The sequence below is a fragment of the Bradyrhizobium sp. BWA-3-5 genome (assembly GCF_032917985.1).
GTDB lineage: Bacteria > Pseudomonadota > Alphaproteobacteria > Rhizobiales > Xanthobacteraceae > Bradyrhizobium.
Map to the genome: position 1 here is coordinate 4,989,100 of NZ_CP136626.1, position 19,857 is coordinate 5,008,956.

Annotated in this window: 15 protein-coding genes; 14 read left to right on the forward strand and 1 reads right to left on the reverse strand. The window is 59.3% G+C overall.

Going from position 1 to position 19,857, the window contains the following annotated elements; genetic code table 11:
• Window positions 1–2: 2 nt before the first annotated feature.
• The 13 genes from RX331_RS24175 (at window position 3) to RX331_RS24235 (ending at window position 14,705) form a co-directional block, all read left to right on the forward strand.
• Window positions 3–410 (forward strand): DUF4150 domain-containing protein, encoded by a 408-nt coding sequence (locus RX331_RS24175; RefSeq protein ID WP_317252383.1) that lies wholly within the window; start codon window positions 3–5, stop codon window positions 408–410.
• A 33-nt stretch (window positions 411–443) separates the two neighbouring features.
• A complete protein-coding gene (locus tag RX331_RS24180) occupies window positions 444–1,400 on the forward strand; it encodes a hypothetical protein (protein WP_317252384.1) in 957 nt (318 codons plus the stop codon).
• Between the two features lie 17 nt (window positions 1,401–1,417).
• A complete protein-coding gene (locus tag RX331_RS24185; RefSeq protein WP_317252385.1) occupies window positions 1,418–2,071 on the forward strand; it encodes a DUF3540 domain-containing protein in 654 nt (217 codons plus the stop codon).
• 5 nt (window positions 2,072–2,076) lie between these two features.
• Window positions 2,077–3,843, forward strand: a complete 1,767-nt coding sequence (locus tag RX331_RS24190) for a tetratricopeptide repeat protein (RefSeq protein ID WP_317252386.1) — start codon at window positions 2,077–2,079, stop codon at window positions 3,841–3,843.
• Between the two features lie 403 nt (window positions 3,844–4,246).
• Complete coding sequence (locus RX331_RS24195) at window positions 4,247–4,477, forward strand: hypothetical protein (RefSeq protein WP_317252387.1); 231 nt, start codon at window positions 4,247–4,249, stop codon at window positions 4,475–4,477.
• Window positions 4,468–6,258 (forward strand): type VI secretion system-associated FHA domain protein TagH, encoded by a 1,791-nt coding sequence (gene tagH / locus RX331_RS24200; protein ID WP_317252388.1) that lies wholly within the window; start codon window positions 4,468–4,470, stop codon window positions 6,256–6,258. Before RX331_RS24195 ends, tagH begins: the two co-directional genes overlap by 10 nt.
• On the forward strand, window positions 6,218–6,727 hold the full coding sequence (gene tssJ / locus RX331_RS24205; RefSeq protein ID WP_317252389.1) for a type VI secretion system lipoprotein TssJ: 510 nt from the start codon (window positions 6,218–6,220) through the stop codon (window positions 6,725–6,727). Before tagH ends, tssJ begins: the two co-directional genes overlap by 41 nt.
• A gap of 45 nt (window positions 6,728–6,772) precedes the next feature.
• The gene (gene tssK, locus RX331_RS24210) at window positions 6,773–8,143 is read left to right on the forward strand and encodes a type VI secretion system baseplate subunit TssK (RefSeq protein WP_317252390.1); all 1,371 of its coding nucleotides are present in this window, start codon (window positions 6,773–6,775) and stop codon (window positions 8,141–8,143) included.
• Window positions 8,144–8,157: 14 nt separating this feature from the next.
• On the forward strand, window positions 8,158–9,033 hold the full coding sequence (gene icmH / locus RX331_RS24215; RefSeq protein ID WP_317258226.1) for a type IVB secretion system protein IcmH/DotU: 876 nt from the start codon (window positions 8,158–8,160) through the stop codon (window positions 9,031–9,033).
• Between the two features lie 13 nt (window positions 9,034–9,046).
• Window positions 9,047–12,604, forward strand: coding sequence for a type VI secretion system membrane subunit TssM (gene tssM, locus RX331_RS24220; protein ID WP_317252391.1), 3,558 nt, complete (start codon window positions 9,047–9,049; stop codon window positions 12,602–12,604).
• A gap of 129 nt (window positions 12,605–12,733) precedes the next feature.
• The gene (locus RX331_RS24225) at window positions 12,734–12,913 is read left to right on the forward strand and encodes a hypothetical protein (RefSeq protein ID WP_317252392.1); all 180 of its coding nucleotides are present in this window, start codon (window positions 12,734–12,736) and stop codon (window positions 12,911–12,913) included.
• The gene (locus RX331_RS24230) at window positions 12,910–13,797 is read left to right on the forward strand and encodes a serine/threonine-protein kinase (RefSeq protein ID WP_317252393.1); all 888 of its coding nucleotides are present in this window, start codon (window positions 12,910–12,912) and stop codon (window positions 13,795–13,797) included. The genes RX331_RS24225 and RX331_RS24230 overlap by 4 nt, the downstream gene beginning before the upstream one ends.
• Window positions 13,798–14,339: 542 nt before the next feature.
• Window positions 14,340–14,705 (forward strand): hypothetical protein, encoded by a 366-nt coding sequence (locus RX331_RS24235; protein WP_317252394.1) that lies wholly within the window; start codon window positions 14,340–14,342, stop codon window positions 14,703–14,705.
• Window positions 14,706–14,770: 65 nt separating this feature from the next.
• Here RX331_RS24235 and RX331_RS24240 read toward each other — a convergent pair whose 3' ends face one another.
• Entirely contained in the window at window positions 14,771–16,228 is a 1,458-nt protein-coding gene (locus tag RX331_RS24240; protein WP_317252395.1) for a hypothetical protein, read from the reverse strand.
• Between the two features lie 2,141 nt (window positions 16,229–18,369).
• Between RX331_RS24240 and RX331_RS24245 the strand changes: the two genes are divergently transcribed.
• Window positions 18,370–19,851 (forward strand): type VI secretion system Vgr family protein, encoded by a 1,482-nt coding sequence (locus RX331_RS24245; protein ID WP_317252396.1) that lies wholly within the window; start codon window positions 18,370–18,372, stop codon window positions 19,849–19,851.
• Window positions 19,852–19,857 lie beyond the last annotated feature (6 nt).

Genomic DNA, 19,857 nt, shown 5'->3' on the forward strand with positions numbered 1-19,857 from the left:
CGATGCCTTTTGTCAATGCAAATGGCCCGATGCTGGCGGAGGATCACGGCTTTCCCGACGTCTGCAAAACACCATCCGGTCCCGCCATCGTGCCAGCCCCCTATCCTAACACCGCAATGAACACGACGGCTATTCCGACGCAATATCGTTGCCTTATCATGTGTATGCCTGCACACAACATGACGACCGAGCGCGCGATATCGATGGGTGACAACGCGGGTGTGGCCCTCGGCGTCATGTCTGGCCTTGTCATGGGTCCGGGGCGCGCCAAGGCCGGATCGGACAATTTGTTCATCGGCGGATCCCCGGCGACCAAAATGGGGATGCCGACCAAGCAAAACGGTGCCAGCCCGAACGCGTTCGGAGTTTCGATATCGCCCTCTCAAACCCGCTTGATGGCGCTACGCTAGGGCGCCTACAGAATCATACGTAGGGAGCCTACTATGCCAAACGCCTATACGCGACTAGTCGTTCCAGAAACACTGGCCTCTCCGCTGACGAGGTCTACCTATCTGCGCCTCGGCTCTTATTCGGGCGAAGAGGCACACATTGTCACTGGACTCACGACGACTGTTGATGAAACCCCGGCCGTCACCAGTAAGCATGTAAGCGACAACGACGGCATACTTGCCTTCACCAATAAAGACTTTCAGGCAAATATCGAAGGCGCTGCACTGATGAAAATCGGTCGTGGTCAGACCATGGAGGTCACGAACGGCAACTCCCAACATATCGTCTCGAAAGGCACCTATGAGATCTGCGCCGAGAGTGGCCTATCAATCATTGCTGGCGCCAACGGGACGTTCGCCGATATCACCCTGACGGCTTCGAACCGCGTCAATTTAATCAGCAAAGGCCACAAGTCGGAAACCAACGGTGGCGACTCGGAAAAGCAGACGATGGGAAACACCAAGGAGTTCTTCCAAGGGACCAAATTCACCTGCATGAGAGGCGCGGCAACCACGCTGACCATGGCCCGCAACGTACGCATGTTCTTCGGAGAATCGTTCACGTTCAAGGTCTCCGGCGAACGTTCAATCAATCTCAGTGATATGCACTCAGTAACATTCGGCAACAAACTCGATGTTGTCAAAGGAAACGACATCAAGCAAGTGATCGGAAATTCGGCTAAGTCTGTCTTTGGACCCGACTACAAGTCCGCTGATAGCGATACCAAGATTCTCAGGAGAAGCGATTTTAAGCTCGCCCCCGTTGACGATCTCAAGTCGGTCGGCCGCGAAAGTAAGATCTGCAAGACCAGCGTGTCCGTAGCACAAGAAGATTTGAGAAAGGCAAAGTCGAGCACCGAACAGCAGGACCTTGTGAGCCGAGTAGCGGAGATAATGTCCAGCACCGGCAATAGGGAAGTCATACAAAAGAACTCAATAATTTTCATGTAGCCGGCTGGAGAGCAAAAATGACGATGACGTTCCGCGCCACAAACGACGTGTTGGCGATATCCGAGCGCTTGCTTGAACCCGGACATCACACCGCCCGTGTCGCGTCAGTCAGCGACGATGGCACGCTGGTGGAAGTCGAAGACGCTGGCGCTCGTCACACGGCGAGGGTGGCTGTCGGCTGCCTGGTCCGGCCTATTCAACAGGACGTGGTGCTGCTCTTCAGTGAGGCGGAGCAAACCTTCGTCGTGACCGTGCTCGAGCGGACGGCTTCGAGTTGGGGCATGGTTGGCCTCCCCGGGGATCGCAAGATGTCGATCGAGGGCGAGATCATCACTATCGCCGCGCGCCAGCGCATATCCCTGCGCGCCGATAGTATCGATCTACAAGCTAAGCTGTTCGCCGTGCTCGCGAACAAGAGCACTTGGATCGGCAAGCTCTACACTTTGATCGCGGATCGCTTCCGGTGCTCGGCGCGCATTCAGGAATCGAGCGCTGATTCGCTTACAGTAAAGGCGGTCGAGCGTATCGCAGTGATCGAACGCATCGACTCGTTGCAGACCGAAACCCAAGCCATTAAAGTCACCGGCATCGCCTCCGAGATGGCCCACAGCAAAGTCATTGCGGTGAGCGAGGATCTTCGCCTCGACGGCAAACGCGTGACGGTTGCATAACGCGCATGTTGACCACTGGTATGCCGGCTCCGACCCGGCTAGACCGGCTTAGAGCGGCGCAGGAGTTTATTGCGGCCGGCCGTCTCGAGGAAGCGGAGGCGCTGCTGGAGGAGCTCGTCGCCACAACGGATCCCGATACGCTTAATGCAAAGGCGACACTAGCGCTCGCGCGGCAGCGCACTGAATTAGCGTTCGAGCAGCTGGCGGAAGGGGCGACCAACCACCCCGATCACGCAGGCCTTGCTACTAACCTCGGTATCGCCCACGAAATGCTCGGCCGCTTTGACGAGGCGGTTATTTGCCTCAAACGCGCAGCGGCGCTCGCCCCACGCAACCAAGACATCAAACTCGCGCTGGCTCATGCCCTGGAGAGCCGTGGCGATGTTGCGGAAGCTCGCGCGATTACAGAGGCGATTGTCCAAGGGGAGGCAGGAAATGCCCGCGCCCTCCTTCAACTCGGCACCATCGATCTCGCCTTACAGGATTACTCGTCGGCCGAGAGCGCCCTGCTTCGTGCCCTCGAGCTTGCTCCGGACGATCCAGATACGCTGCGCAACTTATCCGTGCTCTTGCTTGAGTGCGGCCGCTTCGACGAGGCGCTCAACGTTGCGGAACGCGCGCATCTGCGTTCGCCGCTCGACATAGCCGGCCTCTGGCATCTGGCTTATTGCCGTGCCGCGACGGGACTTTGGGCGGAAGCGGAGACCACCTGCAGGAGGTTGCTCGCCTATGCACCGATCCATCTCGGCGCGCGCGAAATCCTGGCCCGCGTCATGATTGCCAATGGCGAGGAGGATCGGGGAATTGCGGAGCTCACACGTTTCGTACGCGCGCGCAACTCGCACCCTTCTGCTGCGCTTGCTCTGGCAAGCATTCTGCAATTCGTCGGCCGCTTTGATGAGGCCCTCACGCTTGCCAGCCATGTCGTGCACACGCGGCCTGATGACGAATCGGCCAAAACTCTGGAGACCACACTTGAACTGACGCTCGGTCGTTTCCCGACGCCGGAGCCGGTCGACTTGGCGCTTGTGACGCGGATAGTTGTGCCACCGACGACGGGCGCCCTCGAATTCGTAGCGCTCGTCCGTCTCTTGCGTCGGCTGACGAGCCAGCAAGATGTGCACGTAATCGCGGAGCCACGTTATCAGGCTCTTCTTACCAGCCTAACCGAACGGGTCATTCCTGATGAGCCGAGGCCCGCGCTCTCAGCCACGCCGTTGCAATCTTTATTGCGCATTCTGTCGACCGACGCCAGGAACATTGCCGATGGCATTCCCTACCTGCGCCCCGAGGGCGAGCTCTTCGCCAAATGGCGGGATGCCCTGGCCGCCTTAGCAAGGCCTCTGGTGGGCATCGTGTGGGAGGGCGGCGCTCTCGGTATATCGATGGAGCAGATCGCCGCCGTGGTTCCTCACTCCGTGACGCCGGTCAGTTTGATGGCCGACGCGCAACGGCATGACATGAAGCGATGGTGTCGCCCGATCGATGCTGGAGTGCATATCAAGTGCCCAGCGGAATTGATCGCAGCGATCGCCAATCTCGATGCGGTTGTTGGGCCGGACAGCTTCGCCATCCATATCGCCGGGGCGCTCGGCGTTCCCGGCGTGGTCTTCGTGCCGCGCGGCTATCCTTGGTACTGGGCCCAGCCCGACGGACAGCCCCTGTGGTACCCGTCATTCGAAGTCGTCGTGCAGGAACGGCTCGGCGATTGGTCCGGCGCGATCGACGAGGGTCGGCGCCGGCTCGAGACACTGCTGCGTGCACCAGATTGAGCGCTGCCCTCCCAGGGCCAAATCTGGAAGCCACGGTCTGCGTAGCGTGGCGTCGGCTTAGTACGCCGGATGTGTTAGAAGCGTTTGCACCAGGGGCGAGCGTGCCGGCGATCGCGCCGGACTCGGTGCGTCCATTGCCGGACCGCGCTCACCCAGCGGTGGAAGTGGCGCTTGTCAGTTACGTCAAGAACAGGACAGACAATGGATGTAGCCAATCATATGAACCAAGTCGACACCTGTCCTGTGTCTGACAGCTGCACCGCCTCTGTCAGGTTGAGAACATCTGCCGTCATTTGCCGAACCTCACTTTTTCGAACCTAATCAATGGCTTAAATCAAGAGACACCATTGGCACGACAGTTGCTATTGAGATGCAGCAACACTGATTGGCTGAGTGCACGTAAATGCGTAAGACGAGCAATGCTCTCCTCTGCTTGAGCTCGCATGCCTTGTTCATGAGAGAGCCAGCGCATTCTCCGATGTACCTGAGAGCGCAGGAAGAGACGTTCTTTTTCTTCCTGCACACCAGGCGCATGAACCAGTCGATCGGTTTCACAACAGTGCTGCGGACGGCAGCAATGCTGGTGCTGCAGAAAATTCTAATGCGACGCTCGGATATCGACCCGTGCTGGTGAGCAAGCCTGAAGGTGGGATGCATCTCATACTCGGAGTCATCGGAGAGAACGCGGGACCCTTAGGCCGCAACGCAAGGCAGGCGTTTGGACCGGAAGGGGGCTCCCTGGGACGCGGGGGCGGCTGCAACTGGCGGCTTCCAGATCCGACTAATACGCTGTCAGGGCGCCACGCGCTGATCGCATTCAATGGCATCGGCTTCACGATCACCGATACCAGCACCAATGGGGTCTACATCAACACCGTGGACGCGCCGCTTGGGCGCGGCAATACAGCGCCGTTAACCGATGGCGATACACTCTACATGGCGAGTTACATCATCTCAGTCATGATCGAGAACGGTCCTGCCGAAGAACGTCATCGGCTCGAGTTGACGGGCTCGAACGCGGCGCGCCTCAGCGGTACACCCCGGACGTTGCCGTCGCCGTCATTTGCCCAAGGGTCCCCGAGTGCACCTCTTCCGACTGCCGGGTTGTTGGGCAGCGGCGCGAGTCTCTCACTAGATCCGTTAATGGTGATTGGCCAGCGCCGGTCCTCCTATTCAGCTGCACAGAGGGAGCCGCAGGCAACCCATCCGTTGCGGATGCTTGCGGACCAGGCGCCCAGCACCGACATGGGCTCTGTCGATCCGGATCTGCTGGCGGATCTTCCTCAGCGACTATCGAGCGCGGCCGGGACGGAGATGCAGTTCTCACATGCACTGCTGGAAAAAAGCCGATCAATTCCGTTGTCGTCGGTGGAAGCCCCACTTCTCGAGCCATCGCAGCCGCCTCCGTTGGCACTCTCGGATGGCGGTGGTGCCTCGTCGAACGGCCATCCTGCGCCAATCATTCTTGAGGACCTCGACCTTAGCGATCTGCTGCCGGGAGCGCCTTCGCGCGGGATGCCACCTGTGCCAGCGCAGCGAACGAATGCGCGCCTCGATGCGCCGAACGAAGCGCTCCAGGTCGCGCGCAAGCCGCTCGGTCCTCCTCTGACGAATGATCTTGGGAGACTGCGCGGTGCCGGCACATCGTCGCCCCGGCGCGATGAGCGCGAGCTTGATCGGTCGGCGAGCCCAAAGGAGGTTGCGCGGCGACCGGTCGGCTCTCCGGAGCTTCGCAATACGACAGCCATCACGGCTCCGCCTTTGCCGGCGGCCTCTCCGTCCGACGCAGACGAACTGCAGGAGTTCTGGAACGCGCTCGGGTTCAATGCGGACCTTGTGCCACCAGCGCAGCGCCGGGAGTTCTTTGCCGAACTCGGTCGCGCGCTCGCCGAAATGGCGAACGGCCTGCATTCGATACTGGCGGCGTGGACCATGGTCAAGAATGAATGCCACATCGGGTCGACGCTGCTACGCGCTGACAACGATAATGCATTCAAGTTCACGAAGGGCAATCATGACGCACTGCGCGAAGCGCTCGCGAAGGATCACGGATTCCTTCTGCTTTCCCGGTCGGTGCGCGAAGGCTTTAATGACATCAAGGCGCATGAGGTCGCGGCCATAGCGGCGATGCGCGGGGCGGTCAGCAATGTGCTAACGCATATGAGTCCCCAGCGGATCGAGAGCGACGGCGTAAATAGCCGGCGTTTCGGCGCCCGCGTCGACAAGGCCACGCTATGGGACCGATTTGTCGAACTGCACGCATCGATGGTCAATGACATCGATCGGACAGCACGGACCTATATCGCAGAAGAATTTACCCGAAGCTACGTGTCGCAGCTCTCGGCGATTGACCAGGATGAAGGAAAGACGACTGATGGTGCCGCCGAACAAACGTCATCGGTTGTCCGTCGTTAGCGGCGCGCTTCTGGTGGTCACCGCCGCGGTAAGTTGTTCGACTGATAAGAGCCTAAAGACGACGCCAATCAGATTGGTGATCCAGGCCGATCACCTGGTCAATCCAAATGCGCGCGGCAAGCCGTCGCCGGTTGTCGTTCGTATCTATGAGCTGAAGTCGACGACCAATTTCACCCAGGCGCAGTTGTTCGAACTGTTTGACAATGACGCCACACGCCTCGGCCCTGACCTGGTGGCTAAGCGCGAGATCGAGCTGACGCCTGGCGAGAAAGTCGATTTCGAGCGCAACACGCCGGTCGAGACTCGAAATATCGGCGTGATCGCTGGTTTCCGCTTGGGCGACAATGCGCAATGGCGCTCGATTGCCGAAATCAAACCCGACCGCGACAACACAGTTCTGGTGACACTTACGGAGCAGGCGATCAACATTGAGAAGGAGACCAGCCGTAACTGGTGGAAGATCTTCTGACGACGGCTGTTGCGATCGTGGCGGCCCGTCGGGGCAGATGCATCCTTGGAAATCAACGAACAGGCGACCGAAACAATGTCCGTTGCAAGCAAACCGATCTGGTCGGAAGGCATGTTGGTGCGGCCGCAGCACTTGCAGCAACACGACCGCTGGATCGAGCAATTGGTCGAGAACCGCGTTGCCGGCTTGATCGGCTACGGCTGGGGCGTTCGAAAATGTGCCTTTGATCGTGATCTTCTGGCGCTTGGACAACTCGTCGTTACCGAACTTGAGGCCATTCTGCCCGACGGCACGGCGCTTCGCTTGCCGGAATATGCCCGGCTCCCGGTCGGACGAATCCCACCGCCGGCGGCGAAGAACCTACTGGTCAAGATCGCCGTGGGCACACGCCGGCATACCGGTAGCGACCTCTGTTCCGGGGATGCACCTGTGCGACGCTACGCTCAGGAAGCCCTGCAGGTTCGGAATGCGACCGCGCCGGAGAAATCTCCCGTCGATATTAGTGTTGCGGCGCTGGCACCACATCTCGTTTTCGACGGCGAGGAGCAGAGCGATCTAATCACGCTACCTATTGGCCGCATCCAAAACGTCGATTCGGCCGGCGCTATCAAATTGTCCGAGACCTACATCCCACCGGTCATCGACATCCACGCGATCCAAGCGCTAATCGCGCTGTTGAACGAGGTCAGATCGCTGTTGCGGACGCGCGCTGAGGCGCTTGCCGCGCGCGCGGATCCGTCGCGCTCGCTGGCAGACGGAGCGGGACTGGTTGATCTTGTCACGTTGTCAATCGTGAACAGCGCCGAAGCTGTTTTTGACCACTTCGCAACAACACATGGACATCATCCTGAAACGCTCTTCCGCGCACTGCTTGGCCTCGCAGGACGGCTGTCGAGCTTCGTCGGCGATCGCCGCAAACCGCAAGATACGCCCCCTTATCGGCATGAGGATCTTGAGAGCAGCTTCACGCCGCTGGCCGATATCCTGCGCACGATGTTGTCCGTCGTGATGCAGAGCGCCGCAGTATCGCTCCCGTTGCAGGATCGAGGGTACGGCATCAGGATCGGCGTGATTACCGATCGCACTTTATTTCAGGACTCTCGATTCGTTCTCGTTGCCGTGGCAAGCGTACCGACTGAGACGTTACGAAAACAGCTTCCGGCGCAGATAAAAGTAGGCTCGGTCGAGCAGATTCGCGATCTCGTCAATCTTCAGCTTCCGGGGGTCCCTATTCGCGCCCTGGCCGTGGCACCTCGCGAGTTGCCCTACATTCAGAATGCCGTCTATTTCGAGCTGGACCAGGCGGTTGAGCTGTGGCGCATCCTGCCGCGCGCGGCAGCCTTTGCTTTCCACGTCAGCGGTGACTACTCGGATCTGCATCTCGAATTCTGGGCCATCCGCGGGAAACGTACGTGACGGGGTCGAAACAGATGGAGGAGCCGACACTCATTGGACGCAGACCAGTCGGTCCAACCCGTAACACTCAAGGCGGGCAATCTACCGCTCGCGTTCCACCGAAGCTCGCTGCCCCGACGGTCCCTTATGCGCCATCGCCTGCATCTGAACGCGGCGAAGTTCTAGCCGTCAACCATACCGAAATCGTGGCGCACGGACTTTTCGAGCCAAAGGCAGTGGAGGACAGCTTGGTCGCGGCCGCGGCACCGCTCCTTTTGGTCGTCGCGCAGCTTCGCTTTGCCAACAACGCCGATATAGGCGCGCTACATCGAGGGATTGTTGAGCAACTCCGTCGCTTCGAGGAACGTGCTGTTAAAGATCAGGTGGGCGATGTGTTAGCCGCCCGTTACGTGATGTGCGCGCTAATCGACGAGGCAGTGATGACCACGCGCTGGGGCAGTGAGAGCGCCTGGAGTGACAATAGCCTGCTCAACCAGTTCCATAACGAAACATGGGGCGGCGAGAAGGTCTTTCAAATACTCGAGCGCATCCAGGCGGAGCCAGCCAAATACCTCGCGTTGCTTAAGCTCATCAATATCTGCTTGCTGCTGGGCTTCGAAGGCAAATATCGCGTGTTGGAAGGCGGCCGCGGGCAGCTTGAAGATCTGCGCTCCGAGATTCACCGTCTGTTGCGAGAACAGACGACCGCACCGCCCACCGAACTATCGAGCCAATGGCGCGGCATCAGCGTGCGCATGGGCGTGCGTAGTTACATGCCGTTGTGGATCGTCTTCGTCGCCGCCGCCGTTATGGTGCTCGTCGGCTACGGTTTCTTTCGGTGGCGGCTTTCGGTCGAACTAGCACCCATCGAGCAGTTGCTCGATTTGATTGGCCGCTCTAGGCCGCACTAAACGGGAGGTGCAGGTGTTCGGCGCTCAATTCGCGGCACTCTTCTCGGCTCGAGGCATCATTACGCTGGTCGGCTTGTTGGCGATCGGCGTGCTCATCTGGTTCGGCGGTCCTTATCTCGACCTGTTCGGTCGATATCCGCTTCATTCGGTGACTATTCGCGCCGGCACCATCGCTGGCCTCTTCTTGGCGGTTGTGCTCGTCATCTTTGTCCGATACTGGCTGGCGCGCCGCGCCAATCGGCGAGTGATCAAGTCGCTGATGGAGAGCGAAGGCTTCGTCACGGCCTCCAACGATCGCAGGCGCGAGGAGGTCGAACTGATCCGTAGGCGCTTCGAGGACGCGCTGAAGGTCCTGCGCGATACGGTGTTCGCCGGCAAGCGCCGACCAAGCTATCTGTTCGAGCTGCCCTGGTACATCATCATTGGTCCACCGGGCGCCGGCAAGACGACGATTCTGCGCAATTCGGGCCTAGAGTTTCCGCTGGCCGAACGGCTCGGTGTCGACGCGGTCGCTGGCGTCGGCGGCACGCGAAACTGCGACTGGTGGTTCACCGACGAAGCGGTCTTTATCGACACGGCAAGCCGTTATACGACGCAGGACACGGATGCCGAGGTCGATCGCGCGGCTTGGCACGGCTTTCTCGATCTTCTCGCGACGCATCGGTGCCAGCGGCCGATCAACGGCGTCGTGGTCGCGATCAGCGTGTCCGATCTCCTGCTGTGCGATAACGACCGGCGGCGGCTCGTCGGCTCAATTCGTTCGCGGATACAGGAGCTACTGAAGAAGTTTGGCATGCGCATTCCGATCTATGTTTTGGTGACCAAATGCGATCTGCTGTCTGGCTTCACTGAATACTTCGACAATCTCGATCAAGAAGGCCGTACACAGGTTTGGGGCAAGACCTTTCCCCTTGAGGGGGCGGGCGATCACGTTGGTGAGATGGTAACCCTTGAGATCCAGGAGCTTGCCAAGCGGCTCGAGACCAAACTGGCATTTCGCATGCAGGAGGAACGCAATCTCAGCCGCCGTGCAATCATGTATGCATTTCCCAAGGAATTCTGGAACATTCGGACAGCAATCACCGGATTCGTTAGCGAGGTGTTCCGGACGAGCCGCTTCGAGGTGCGGCCGATGCTGCGAGGAGTCTACTTTACCAGCGGTACGCAGGAAGGGACGCCGGTCGGCCGGGTGAGCGGCGCGATCGGCCGGAATTTCGGTCTGCACTCGGCCCTGCCCACATCCTCAATCGGGCCGGGGAAGCCATTCTTCATTAAGCAGTTTCTGACCGGCGTGATCTTCACCGAGCAGGGACTGGTCGGTCGCAATTCCAAACTCGAGCGCAAACTCGCGCTGTTGCACGGCGGCGGCTATATTGCAGCCGTCACACTGGCGGTAGCCGCATTGACGCAGTGGTATGGCGCGTTTACCCGAAGCGAGGTACGCATCGCTGAAACCAGAATGGCTGCACAGACAATGCAGGCGCGCCTCCAGGAAACACGCGAACCGCTGGACCTGAAGAAGCTCTTGCCGACCCTGAATGCCGCGCGCCGGCTCCGTCTAGCTGCCGGCCAGGACAGTTGGCATGCGTGGCTTGAAGGGCTCGGCATGTCGGCGACCCCGATGCTCGCGCCGGCTGCGCAAGATGTTTACGATCACATTCTGCTCGACCTGCTGCTGCCTGCTTTCACCAGCAAACTTGCCAACCGCATCGATGCCCTATTGCGTGCTGGCAACGACACTTTCCTGGATCAGGCCAAGGAAGTGTTCCGCACGTATTTGATGCTAAGCGATCCGAGGCATTTCGATCGCGGCAGCGTCGAGCAGGCCGCGCGCACTGAAGTGGCGCTCGCGTTCGCACTCGATACGACATCAGCGGGCGAACTGAAGGAGCATTTTTCGCGCCTCATCGAGTTGCTGCCGAAGCCCATCACGGGCGACCAGAAATTCGTGCTTGCGGTGGGCTCGCGGCTGATGGAACGCCCGCTGGTCGAGCAGGTGTACGTGCGCCTCTTACGGGAAGGAGCTGAGAACACGCGGCTGCGGCCAATTGACCTGGTTAGTCTGCTGGGGTCCGGCCAGCTTGTGATGCGTAGCTCCCAGATGGCCTTCCCTACCATCGGCCAGCAAGAGTCACCTAATTCGACTGCGATGATCCCGGGCATCTTCACGCGCGATGGCTTCCTTGATTTCCTGCTGCCGCGCCTGCCACTCATCGTTCGAGAAGAGCAAAGCGGCGACTGGATCCTTGGCGGTCGCTCGTTCGACGCAGCGGATACGCAGCAAGTCGCGCTCAAGGTCATGGACCGGTATGTTACCGACTACATTCGCGTTTGGACAGGCGCCCTGAAGAGCATCCGCGTTGTCGAGTTCGACGATATGCAGCGCGGATCAGCGATCCTGCGCGGGCTCGCCGGCTCGGAAAGCACGCTGCAGCAGATCATCTCCTTGGTGCACGACAATACTAACCTGCCGCGGCCCGGAGAGCAGGCCGCAGCGAAGGCCGGGGGGGCCGCGGTCGCCGTGTTCTCGGCGGCATTTGGCGACACGCCGTGGCCGGGAGCGCGTATCACTGAAGCGTTCCGGCCTCTGGCCCAACTGGCTGTGGGCGGCGCGTCGGGACAGCCGGCCAGCATGGATCGCATCCGCGATCTTTTCGGCGGCCTCTACGCAACGATGGCCAACATCGCAACAGCGCCGGATCCTGGCCAGGCCGCCTTTCAGCTCGTTCAGCGGCGCGTCAAAGATCCAAACAACGATGCCTTCGGCGCCTTGCGCGCCGACTCGGCCCTCCGGCCGGAGCTGGTCCGCACCATCATGAACGACATCGCGCACTCGACATGGAGCGTTCTACTCAAACAGGCGCACGACCATGTCAATGCAGTTTGGATGCGCGAAGTGGTCCCGGTCTGCGAGGCTGTCATCTTCCAGCGCTATCCATTGTTCGCGGCAGCGACCGAGGACATAACACTGAAGGACTTCAGTGATTTCTTCCGACCCCGCGGCATTCTCGACGACTTCTTTCAGAAGTACCTGTCGCCGCTGGTCGTCGAGGGCCGGACCGGCCTTGCGCTGGCGACCATCGATGGTGCGGCTGCACCGATCGCTGCGAATGTCCTAGCTCAGTTTCGTCGCGCGCAGGAAGTCCGCAAGGCTTTCTTCAGCGGCTCGGGCTCAGCACCCGCCGTGAAGTTCAGCATTAAACCTGTGTATCTCGCCTCCAAACTGCTGCGCGCGACGTTTGTGATGGATGGGACAGAGATCGTCTATCGTCACGAAGCGCCGCGCGCCCATGACCTCGAATGGCCGGCTCGAACCGATGCAAGCTCGGTCTCCGTCACCCTGGCCGCCGTGGATGGAACTGAGGACAAGATTGAGCGCTCTGGCCCTTGGGCACTGTTCCGACTCGTCGATACTTCGCGGCTGTCCTCGCGGGGCAGTTCCGATCGCTTCACCCTCACGATCGGCAGACCGGACCGGCCCAACGTGATCTACGAACTGCGTGCGCAAAGTGTGAGCAATCCGTTCAGCTTGAGTGTCCTTCGTTCGTTCCGATGCCCGGATAACCTATGATAGGGGTCGTTAAAGTTCCTTTTGTGGTTTCTGGAGGAAGCCGAAGAATGCTGTCGGCTGCATCCAGAGCCGAGAGGTCGTTTCGTCCGTGACCTTGGCACTCCATCGGCTAGTGACGGCGTTCGAGCTGTGCGACGCGTTTCTGATGTGCTGAACGGCGTCGAAAAGGTGATCTCGTATCCAAAGCTCAATGGATTGCTGGCCGAGCACGTCAACGCTCTGACGCCCTGGGTTCTGCCTTCTCTCGCGCAAGGGGCAAACGACGATATCAGCGCGATCGTCGAGCGCTTAGGCGAGGCCACCCTGTGAGTGCATCTTTCAAAACGTGTATCGCGCCCTTGGGGTACGTGGTCGGCGGTCGTTTCGACCTGGTAGAGGTAATCCGCGAGGGTGGCACCAGTACGGTCTATCGTGCGATCGATCGAATCGGCTTATGGGCGCATGAACAAAATCCAGAAGTGGCAGTGAAGATTATTCAACCACGTTCGACGATGCGCAAGAAATTAGTCCAGTTGCTGCACCACGAAGCGCGCCTTTTGCGTGACCTCGTACACGGAAATTTGGTGCGGATCTACGACTCCGATTACGACGGCAAGTACCATTACCTGGTCATGGAGCTCTTAAGGGGCCGCTCGCTAGCGCAGATCCTAGCTGATCGTCAGGGACAGCCGCTGTCACCCTCTGTTTCCTTTCATATCGTCCGCGCGGCCGGCCAGGGGCTCGCGCACATGCACAGCCTAGGTGTCGTCCATGGCGACGTCAAACCGGGAAACATCTTCATGACCTCGACGGGCGAAATCAAAGTTCTGGACTTTGGGACAGTTCTGATGCTCGATGTTCCGCCGCAACACGACACGGCCACGACCCTGCTCGATGAGATCGGCTTGCTGACACCCGCTTATGCTTCGCCAGAGATGCTGATGGGTGAGCCACGGGCGGAAACCGACGACGTCTATTCTCTCGCGGTGGTGGCCTATCTGGCCCTCACTGGCACGCACCCATATGCGCAGTGGTCAGCCGACGAGGCACGTAAGGCAAATCTCACACCGGCACGGCCGCCGACTATTTCGCCAGCGCAATGGCGAGTGCTCGCTTCAGGCCTTGCCCTCAACCGCCACGACCGTATCGAGACCGTCGGTGAGTTCGTCCAGCGCCTTGGCCGCCCGCCCTGGTTCTACCGGTTGTTGGGCTAGCGCATGCTGCTGTCGTAAAGCAACTAGCCGCATCGCAGCGTGCTCGACTACGCTTCGAGTTGCGTGGGTCTTTCCGCCGCGTATGCGCTAATCAACTGCAGTTTTTTGGAGCTATGCGAGGGACCTTCATTGGGCTGCGCTAGATGTCGGATTGGGCTGCCCGGTATGTCCTTGCGACCATCCTACTGTTTGCAGGCATCAGGTCGTTGTTTCGGTAACGACGTTCGCACAGTAGCTCGGCCATGCCCGGATCAGAGCTTTTGTGTCCCCTTCCCGGCTGCTGGGCGATTTGAGAGGGATGATTTGGATTGAGTGATAGGGATATATCCCCGAATTGAGAACAGGTTTCCGGGGCGCCGAGTTCGACATCGACGGTAAGCTGCGACGCTGGCGTAGTGTGCCAACATGCAGGCGATGCCGACATCGGCGGACCGGGCCTTCGATATCGCACCGCTGCGGCAGGAGAATGAGCGGCCGCTCATGGACGGGACATTCTAAACGCGACATTCTAAAAAAGTCGCGATCTTCGCCGGATCTCGGATATGAGCTTTCGCTTCATCGAGGATCATCGTGACGTCTCTCCGGTGCGCCTGATGTGTGCCGTTCTCGAGATCTCGCCGGCCGGCTACCAGGCCTGGCGATGGCGCCCAGTGAGAGCACGCACGAGCGCCAATACACGGCTTCTGGCGGCGATCCGCCAATTCGTCAGGACAGTGGCCGGCGCTATGGCTGCCCGCCGGTCCATGCCGCGCTGCGAGCGCAGGCACGGCGTCAGCCGTGGCCAGGTCGATCCGTGCATGCGTCGGCATGGTTATCCGGGCCAATATGGTCTCGCCGCGTCGGGTTTGCACACCGACAACCTCTCACATCCGAGGATGTGTGCCACGCATTTAATCTTCACGCGTTAGCATGCGATGGTGAGCCGGCTTCATCCATCTGCTCGACTCGAGGAGGCTGCAGCCCAACGGGTTGTTCAGCGAGCTTGAGGTCGATGCCTCAAAAGAACGATCCCTCCTGGTCCCCATTCGGCCGTGTAGGGTTCACCATGTATGTAAAAGCATGGCATTGGGACCTCCTGGGTCGGCAGAAGCCCGAACTCTCGCAGTATGCCGATCAGCGCGGGGTCGGCCACTCGGGGGCCATGGATCCAGCCAACGCCGACTCTCGCTCCGATATCGGCCAAATCCTGAAGCTGGTAATGTGTCCCTGAACCGCTTACCGCGGGTAGTATTTCCCCAGGCCTGGCAGACGACGATGGCCTCACTTCATTCATTTGCTCAACTCGAAGCTGCGGCTGCACCCCTAACTCCCTGTATGCAGGGGTTAGGATAAAATTTTCACCTTCCGGATTGTTCGGGGTCGCGGGCCCTCGCCCTGGCCAAAATACCGCGGCATAGCGCATACCATTGACAAGCACATTTCGCGGCCGCAATGGCGCCGGCAGGAGGCCGCTTTTGCGCAATTCAGCAATCAGTGTGTCCGGGGCCGGGCCGCCCCTCCAATCTGACGGGACGTACGCTCCGAAATCACGCTCTGCCAGCACAGCCTCTGCGCCGGCTGCAGAGGTCCCGCGATCCGACGGCATTGTGGGCGCGAGTGGTAGTAACGATGGCCGGGCTTCTTCGAAGCCCTGAAACATCGCACCGCTCGCGCGGGCCCAGTTCTTGAACTCGCCATGGTGGAAATCCCGAAGCATATCTCGTAAGTTCAGGAGACGGTTACGAAACCCGTCAATGGCGAGTACGTGGCGCCCTATATATTCGGCTGCATAGGCTTGCACATCGGTATCCAAGGATGGCCGCGCAATCCGGTCGACCATTGGGGGCCTGTTGGTCTCGCGGATCCACTCGAGGAAATCGTACATATCCCCTGCGGCAATCTCGGCGCCGCGGGAGCGGCGGTCCGAGAGCTTCTCACTAAGCCAATTCGAGAAGTCCTCATAAAGCTGCCTATCCACCCCATAGGGGCCGGGCCCCTGATTGGAGCGGCCGCTGCTGCTACTGCTGCCGCTGCTGCCGCCCCTCCAATCCAGTGGTAACGACGATGGCCCGGCTTCATCGAAGCGCTGAAGCACCACACGCGCCTGTCGGGCCACGTACTCGAAATGGAGATCCCGAAGCATGTGTCGCAAGTTCAGGAGACGGCTACGAAACCCACCAATCGCGGGTACGTCGCGCCCAATATAGTCGGCTGCATAGGCTTGCACATCGATATCCAACGACAGCAGCGCAATCCTGCCGGCCATTGGGAGCCTCTGGGTCTCGCGGAGCCACTCGAGGAAATCGTACATATCGCCTGCGGCATTATCGGCGCCGCCGGAGCGGCGGTGCGGGAGCTTCTCACTAAGAAAATTCCAGAAGTCCTCATAAAGCTGCCTATCCACCTCATAGGGGCCGGGCCCCGGATTGGAGCCGCTGCTGCTATCACTCACGCGAACCTCCGCTGAGAAATCCAATTGCAGGGTTAAGGCGCGCTCGCTTGATCTGCAGCGCGCAGGTCGCGAGAGCTCGCTTGCGGCCAGTACGTTTCGATTGAAATCCGGCCGCTCGATCCGCCTCTGCTCCAGCCGGTTCGCGATCAATCCTCCAACAGCCCAGAGTTCGTAAGTCGGCAGCGCCTGCTGCGATGACCATGAGGAACGTGATGACGTTGACCATCTTAGCTCGTCGAGAGACGTTCTCGCGTTTGCTCATAAGGCAACTCCACTGCAGGGACAACTAGTAGACGTCGGCCGTATGATCCTGGATGGGGGCTGTTAGAGTCCAAATCGCCGGCTCATCTGCGCCTTCCGGAGGCCTCTGCATCGGATCCAAGAAGGTTCGGAAACAGAAGCCAAAGTCTTCGGTGCCGCAGTCTGGCCTGAAGTGGTCATAACGCGCCCCCTCTGACCAAGCAAGGTGCGTCGGGCTTCTCTGAGATCCTTAGGTGGTTAGGAGAATAGATCGCGTTCAATTTGAGCACGATGCCAAAAATGAAATAGACGAACCTGGCCCGTTTGTTTTGTCACAAACACTTTTGTCCGATAGTCGACATGTCTTGTTGGCTGGGCGGTCTGGGAATCGGGACACTATTTCCAATGCTGCAGCGATCCGACGGAACGCAATCAGCCGTCGAAAGCCTATCTTCGGAAGCCACTGCGCTGCAGGCACTTGCTGATCATCTTGGGCGATCGTTCTGATGGTAGGCTCAAATGGCTAACCTGCTGGCGACATGAACTTGGCAATGCTTCAAGCAAACTGCCCCTAGTAAAAGGGGGCACCTGGTCGGCCGAACTCGCCAGCGGCCAGTTAAATTTCGCTGTTCGATCAGATCGTCTTCGAAGATCACCCCGCGCGACGAGAGCTAACATCTCGCCCGCCGGGGCGTCGCAGCTCTCTTCATCGAGCTCACCAAGCCGAGGGCCTTCAGATCAACAATTGCGCATTAGATGATCGCAAAGATCGATCGCAATATTTCGGGTCAGCTCCCTTTGGCAAGCGGTAGAATCCAGCGGTCGTCAAGTGGCGGTGGTTATTGGACTCAGCAAGGATGGTCGATCAGTGATGAAACGAAAACACCTGCTGTCTTGGGTCGACTGGCTTGACGCTTGTCTGGTGTTTGACAGCCGCACCGTCTCTGTCAGGTTGAGAACACCTGCCGTCATTTGCCGAGCCTGACTTTTTCAAAGTCAAATTAATAACTTAGATGAGGAGACGCCATTGGCACGACCATTGCTACTGAGATGCAGCAACACTAATTGGCCGAGTGCACGTAGAAGTCCTTCGTGAACCCGCGTACCTCGATTTTGGGAGAGAAACCCAGCGAACCTGAGAGCGCACGAAACGCTTTCTCTTCTTCCTGCGCAACAGGCGCGCGAGCCAGTCGGTCGGCTTCACAACAATGGTGCAGGACTGACAGCAATGCTACCGCTGCACCCAACTCTAATGCGATGCTCGGATATCGACCCGTGCTGGTGAGCAAGGCTGAACTTGCGAGATGCATCTCATACTCGGAGTCGTCGGAGAGAACGCTGAAGACCCTCGGGCTGCACCACAAGACGGGCGTTCGCTGCGGAAAGGTGTCTCCCTGGGCCGCGGGCTTAGTTGCCAGTCGCAGCTTCCAGACCAAACCAATACGCCACCGGCGCGCCACGCTCTCGTCGCATTCAACAGTGTCGGTTTCACGACCACCGACACCAATGGCGTCTACATCAACACTATGGACGCGCCGTTGGGACGCGGCATCCAGGCCGCCATTAGCCGATGACGATACACCATACATAAGAACGGGAATCTGGCACCGACGCCGCCCCCGACCATTTCACCAGCATAATGACGGGTGCTCGCTTCAGGCCTCGCCCTCAATCGCCGCGACCGCTTCGAGACTGTCGGTGGGTTCGGCCAGCGCCTCCCTCGCCCGTCCTGGTTTTACCGGTTCTGCGGCCAGCGCATGCTGCTGTCGTAAAACGAGTAAGGAGGTAAGATATCGTGTGAGCATTCAGTGCTTCGGTACCGGCCGGTTCGCGGTTACCCCTCTTTCGGCCGCACTTGTGGCAAATGCTGTTAGCACTGCCAAAGTTGACTTGGTGCACCGATGACCGATGACTCCAATCTCAAGATTACCCTGGAAATTCCCAGCAAGCCCAACGTTGAGCTCGACGTGCAAGGGTTCGAGGGCACAGAGTGCATTTCGCTACCGTTCAGTTATTTGATTTACGCCACGACATCGAGCGATGTCGATACCGGCTCTTTGATAGGCGAGCGGGCCAAGCTGACTGTCACAACCGCATGCGGGCGATGGATGACCTCGGGCCTCTGTGTCCAGCTCGAGGAACTGGACCCAACGGTAACTGAACTGCGGGTGCTTCAGTTCGTTCTGCGCCCGCGCTTTGCAGTCACCGAGCTCTCCGTCGCGAGCCGCATTTATGGCCCTAGCCAACCGATGGGCATCGATGACATCATTAAGCAGCAGCTGAACAAGGCGAGCATCAGCATTCCCACCGAATACAATCTTGATCGCTATCCCAAACGAAACTATGTCGTGCAATACAATGAAAGTGATTTGACCTTCATTTCGCGCCTTTGCGAAGGGAACGGAATTTTCTATTTCTTCAAGCAAGAAGACGGCGGGGAGACCGTCGTGTTTGGAGACAAGAATCTGGCCTTTCCTAAGGTCGAGTTCGGCGCCAACCCGGTTATTCTTTACGCGCACCAGCGCGACCGCAACGTACCGCGGGGCGTCCACGAAAGCGCCGTTCTGTCATTCCGGCAGCGGCGGGTTCTCTCGACAAAGACAATTGCGCTCCGCGATTACAACGAAATGGTGCCTTGCGTCATATCCGTCGATAAACAGGTTGGACAAGGCAGCGGCTTCCTGGGCAAGGCCTCGCGATTTGGCGGGCATTTTGCTAGTGAAGCAGAAGCGACTACGCTGGCCCGGATCCGTGCCGAGCAGGTCTGCGCCGGCCAGACGATGTACATCGCCCACAGCGACGCGCCGGAGCTTCGCGCTGGCGTCATTTTCAAGTTGCAGGGCCATCCGCGTTTTAATGGTGAATATCTCGTCGTCGCCGCGGATCACTCGGCTTACCGCCCCGCACCGACCGGGTTCCGCGCGTTTGCGCAGAATGGGCGAGCCTACCAAAATATGGTCCACTGCATCCGGTCGGACGTGCCTTACCGTCCGGTCGCTATGACGCCTGTGCCTCTGGGCGTCGGCCTCCACACCGCCAAGGTCGATGGAGAAGCGTGGAACGGGCGAGCCGAAATCGACGACCAGGGCCGCTATAAGCTGCAGTTTTCATTCGCCGACGAACTGGCGAAGGGCCGTGGCAGCGACTACGTGCGGAAGCTCGAGCCTTACGTAGGGCCGAATCAAACCGGTTTGCATTGCCCGTTAGTTCCCGGAACGGAAGTTCTGGTCGGCTACATGAACGGCGACATTGACCGGCCCGTGGTGATTGGAGCGGTCCACAATCCTGAGATGAAGGGAGGAGTGACCTCGGACACGCGCTTGTTCAATCGCATCAAAGCGCAATCTGGCGCCTTCATCGAGATTTACGATGGGCCGGCGTGACTTCCT

What these genes read in the sequence shown, in the direction of transcription:
- icmH (WP_317258226.1), top strand. Translation starts at nt 8,158, where the DNA reads ATGGAGGAGCCGACACTCATTGGACGCAGACCAGTCGGTCCAACCCGT.
- RX331_RS24180 (WP_317252384.1), top strand. Translation starts at nt 444, where the DNA reads ATGCCAAACGCCTATACGCGACTAGTCGTTCCAGAAACACTGGCCTCT.
- tssJ (WP_317252389.1), top strand. Translation starts at nt 6,218, where the DNA reads ATGGTGCCGCCGAACAAACGTCATCGGTTGTCCGTCGTTAGCGGCGCG.
- RX331_RS24235 (WP_317252394.1), top strand. Translation starts at nt 14,340, where the DNA reads ATGAGCTTTCGCTTCATCGAGGATCATCGTGACGTCTCTCCGGTGCGC.
- RX331_RS24245 (WP_317252396.1), top strand. Translation starts at nt 18,370, where the DNA reads ATGACCGATGACTCCAATCTCAAGATTACCCTGGAAATTCCCAGCAAG.
- RX331_RS24190 (WP_317252386.1), top strand. Translation starts at nt 2,077, where the DNA reads ATGTTGACCACTGGTATGCCGGCTCCGACCCGGCTAGACCGGCTTAGA.
- RX331_RS24185 (WP_317252385.1), top strand. Translation starts at nt 1,418, where the DNA reads ATGACGATGACGTTCCGCGCCACAAACGACGTGTTGGCGATATCCGAG.
- RX331_RS24195 (WP_317252387.1), top strand. Translation starts at nt 4,247, where the DNA reads ATGCGTAAGACGAGCAATGCTCTCCTCTGCTTGAGCTCGCATGCCTTG.
- RX331_RS24175 (WP_317252383.1), top strand. Translation starts at nt 3, where the DNA reads ATGCCTTTTGTCAATGCAAATGGCCCGATGCTGGCGGAGGATCACGGC.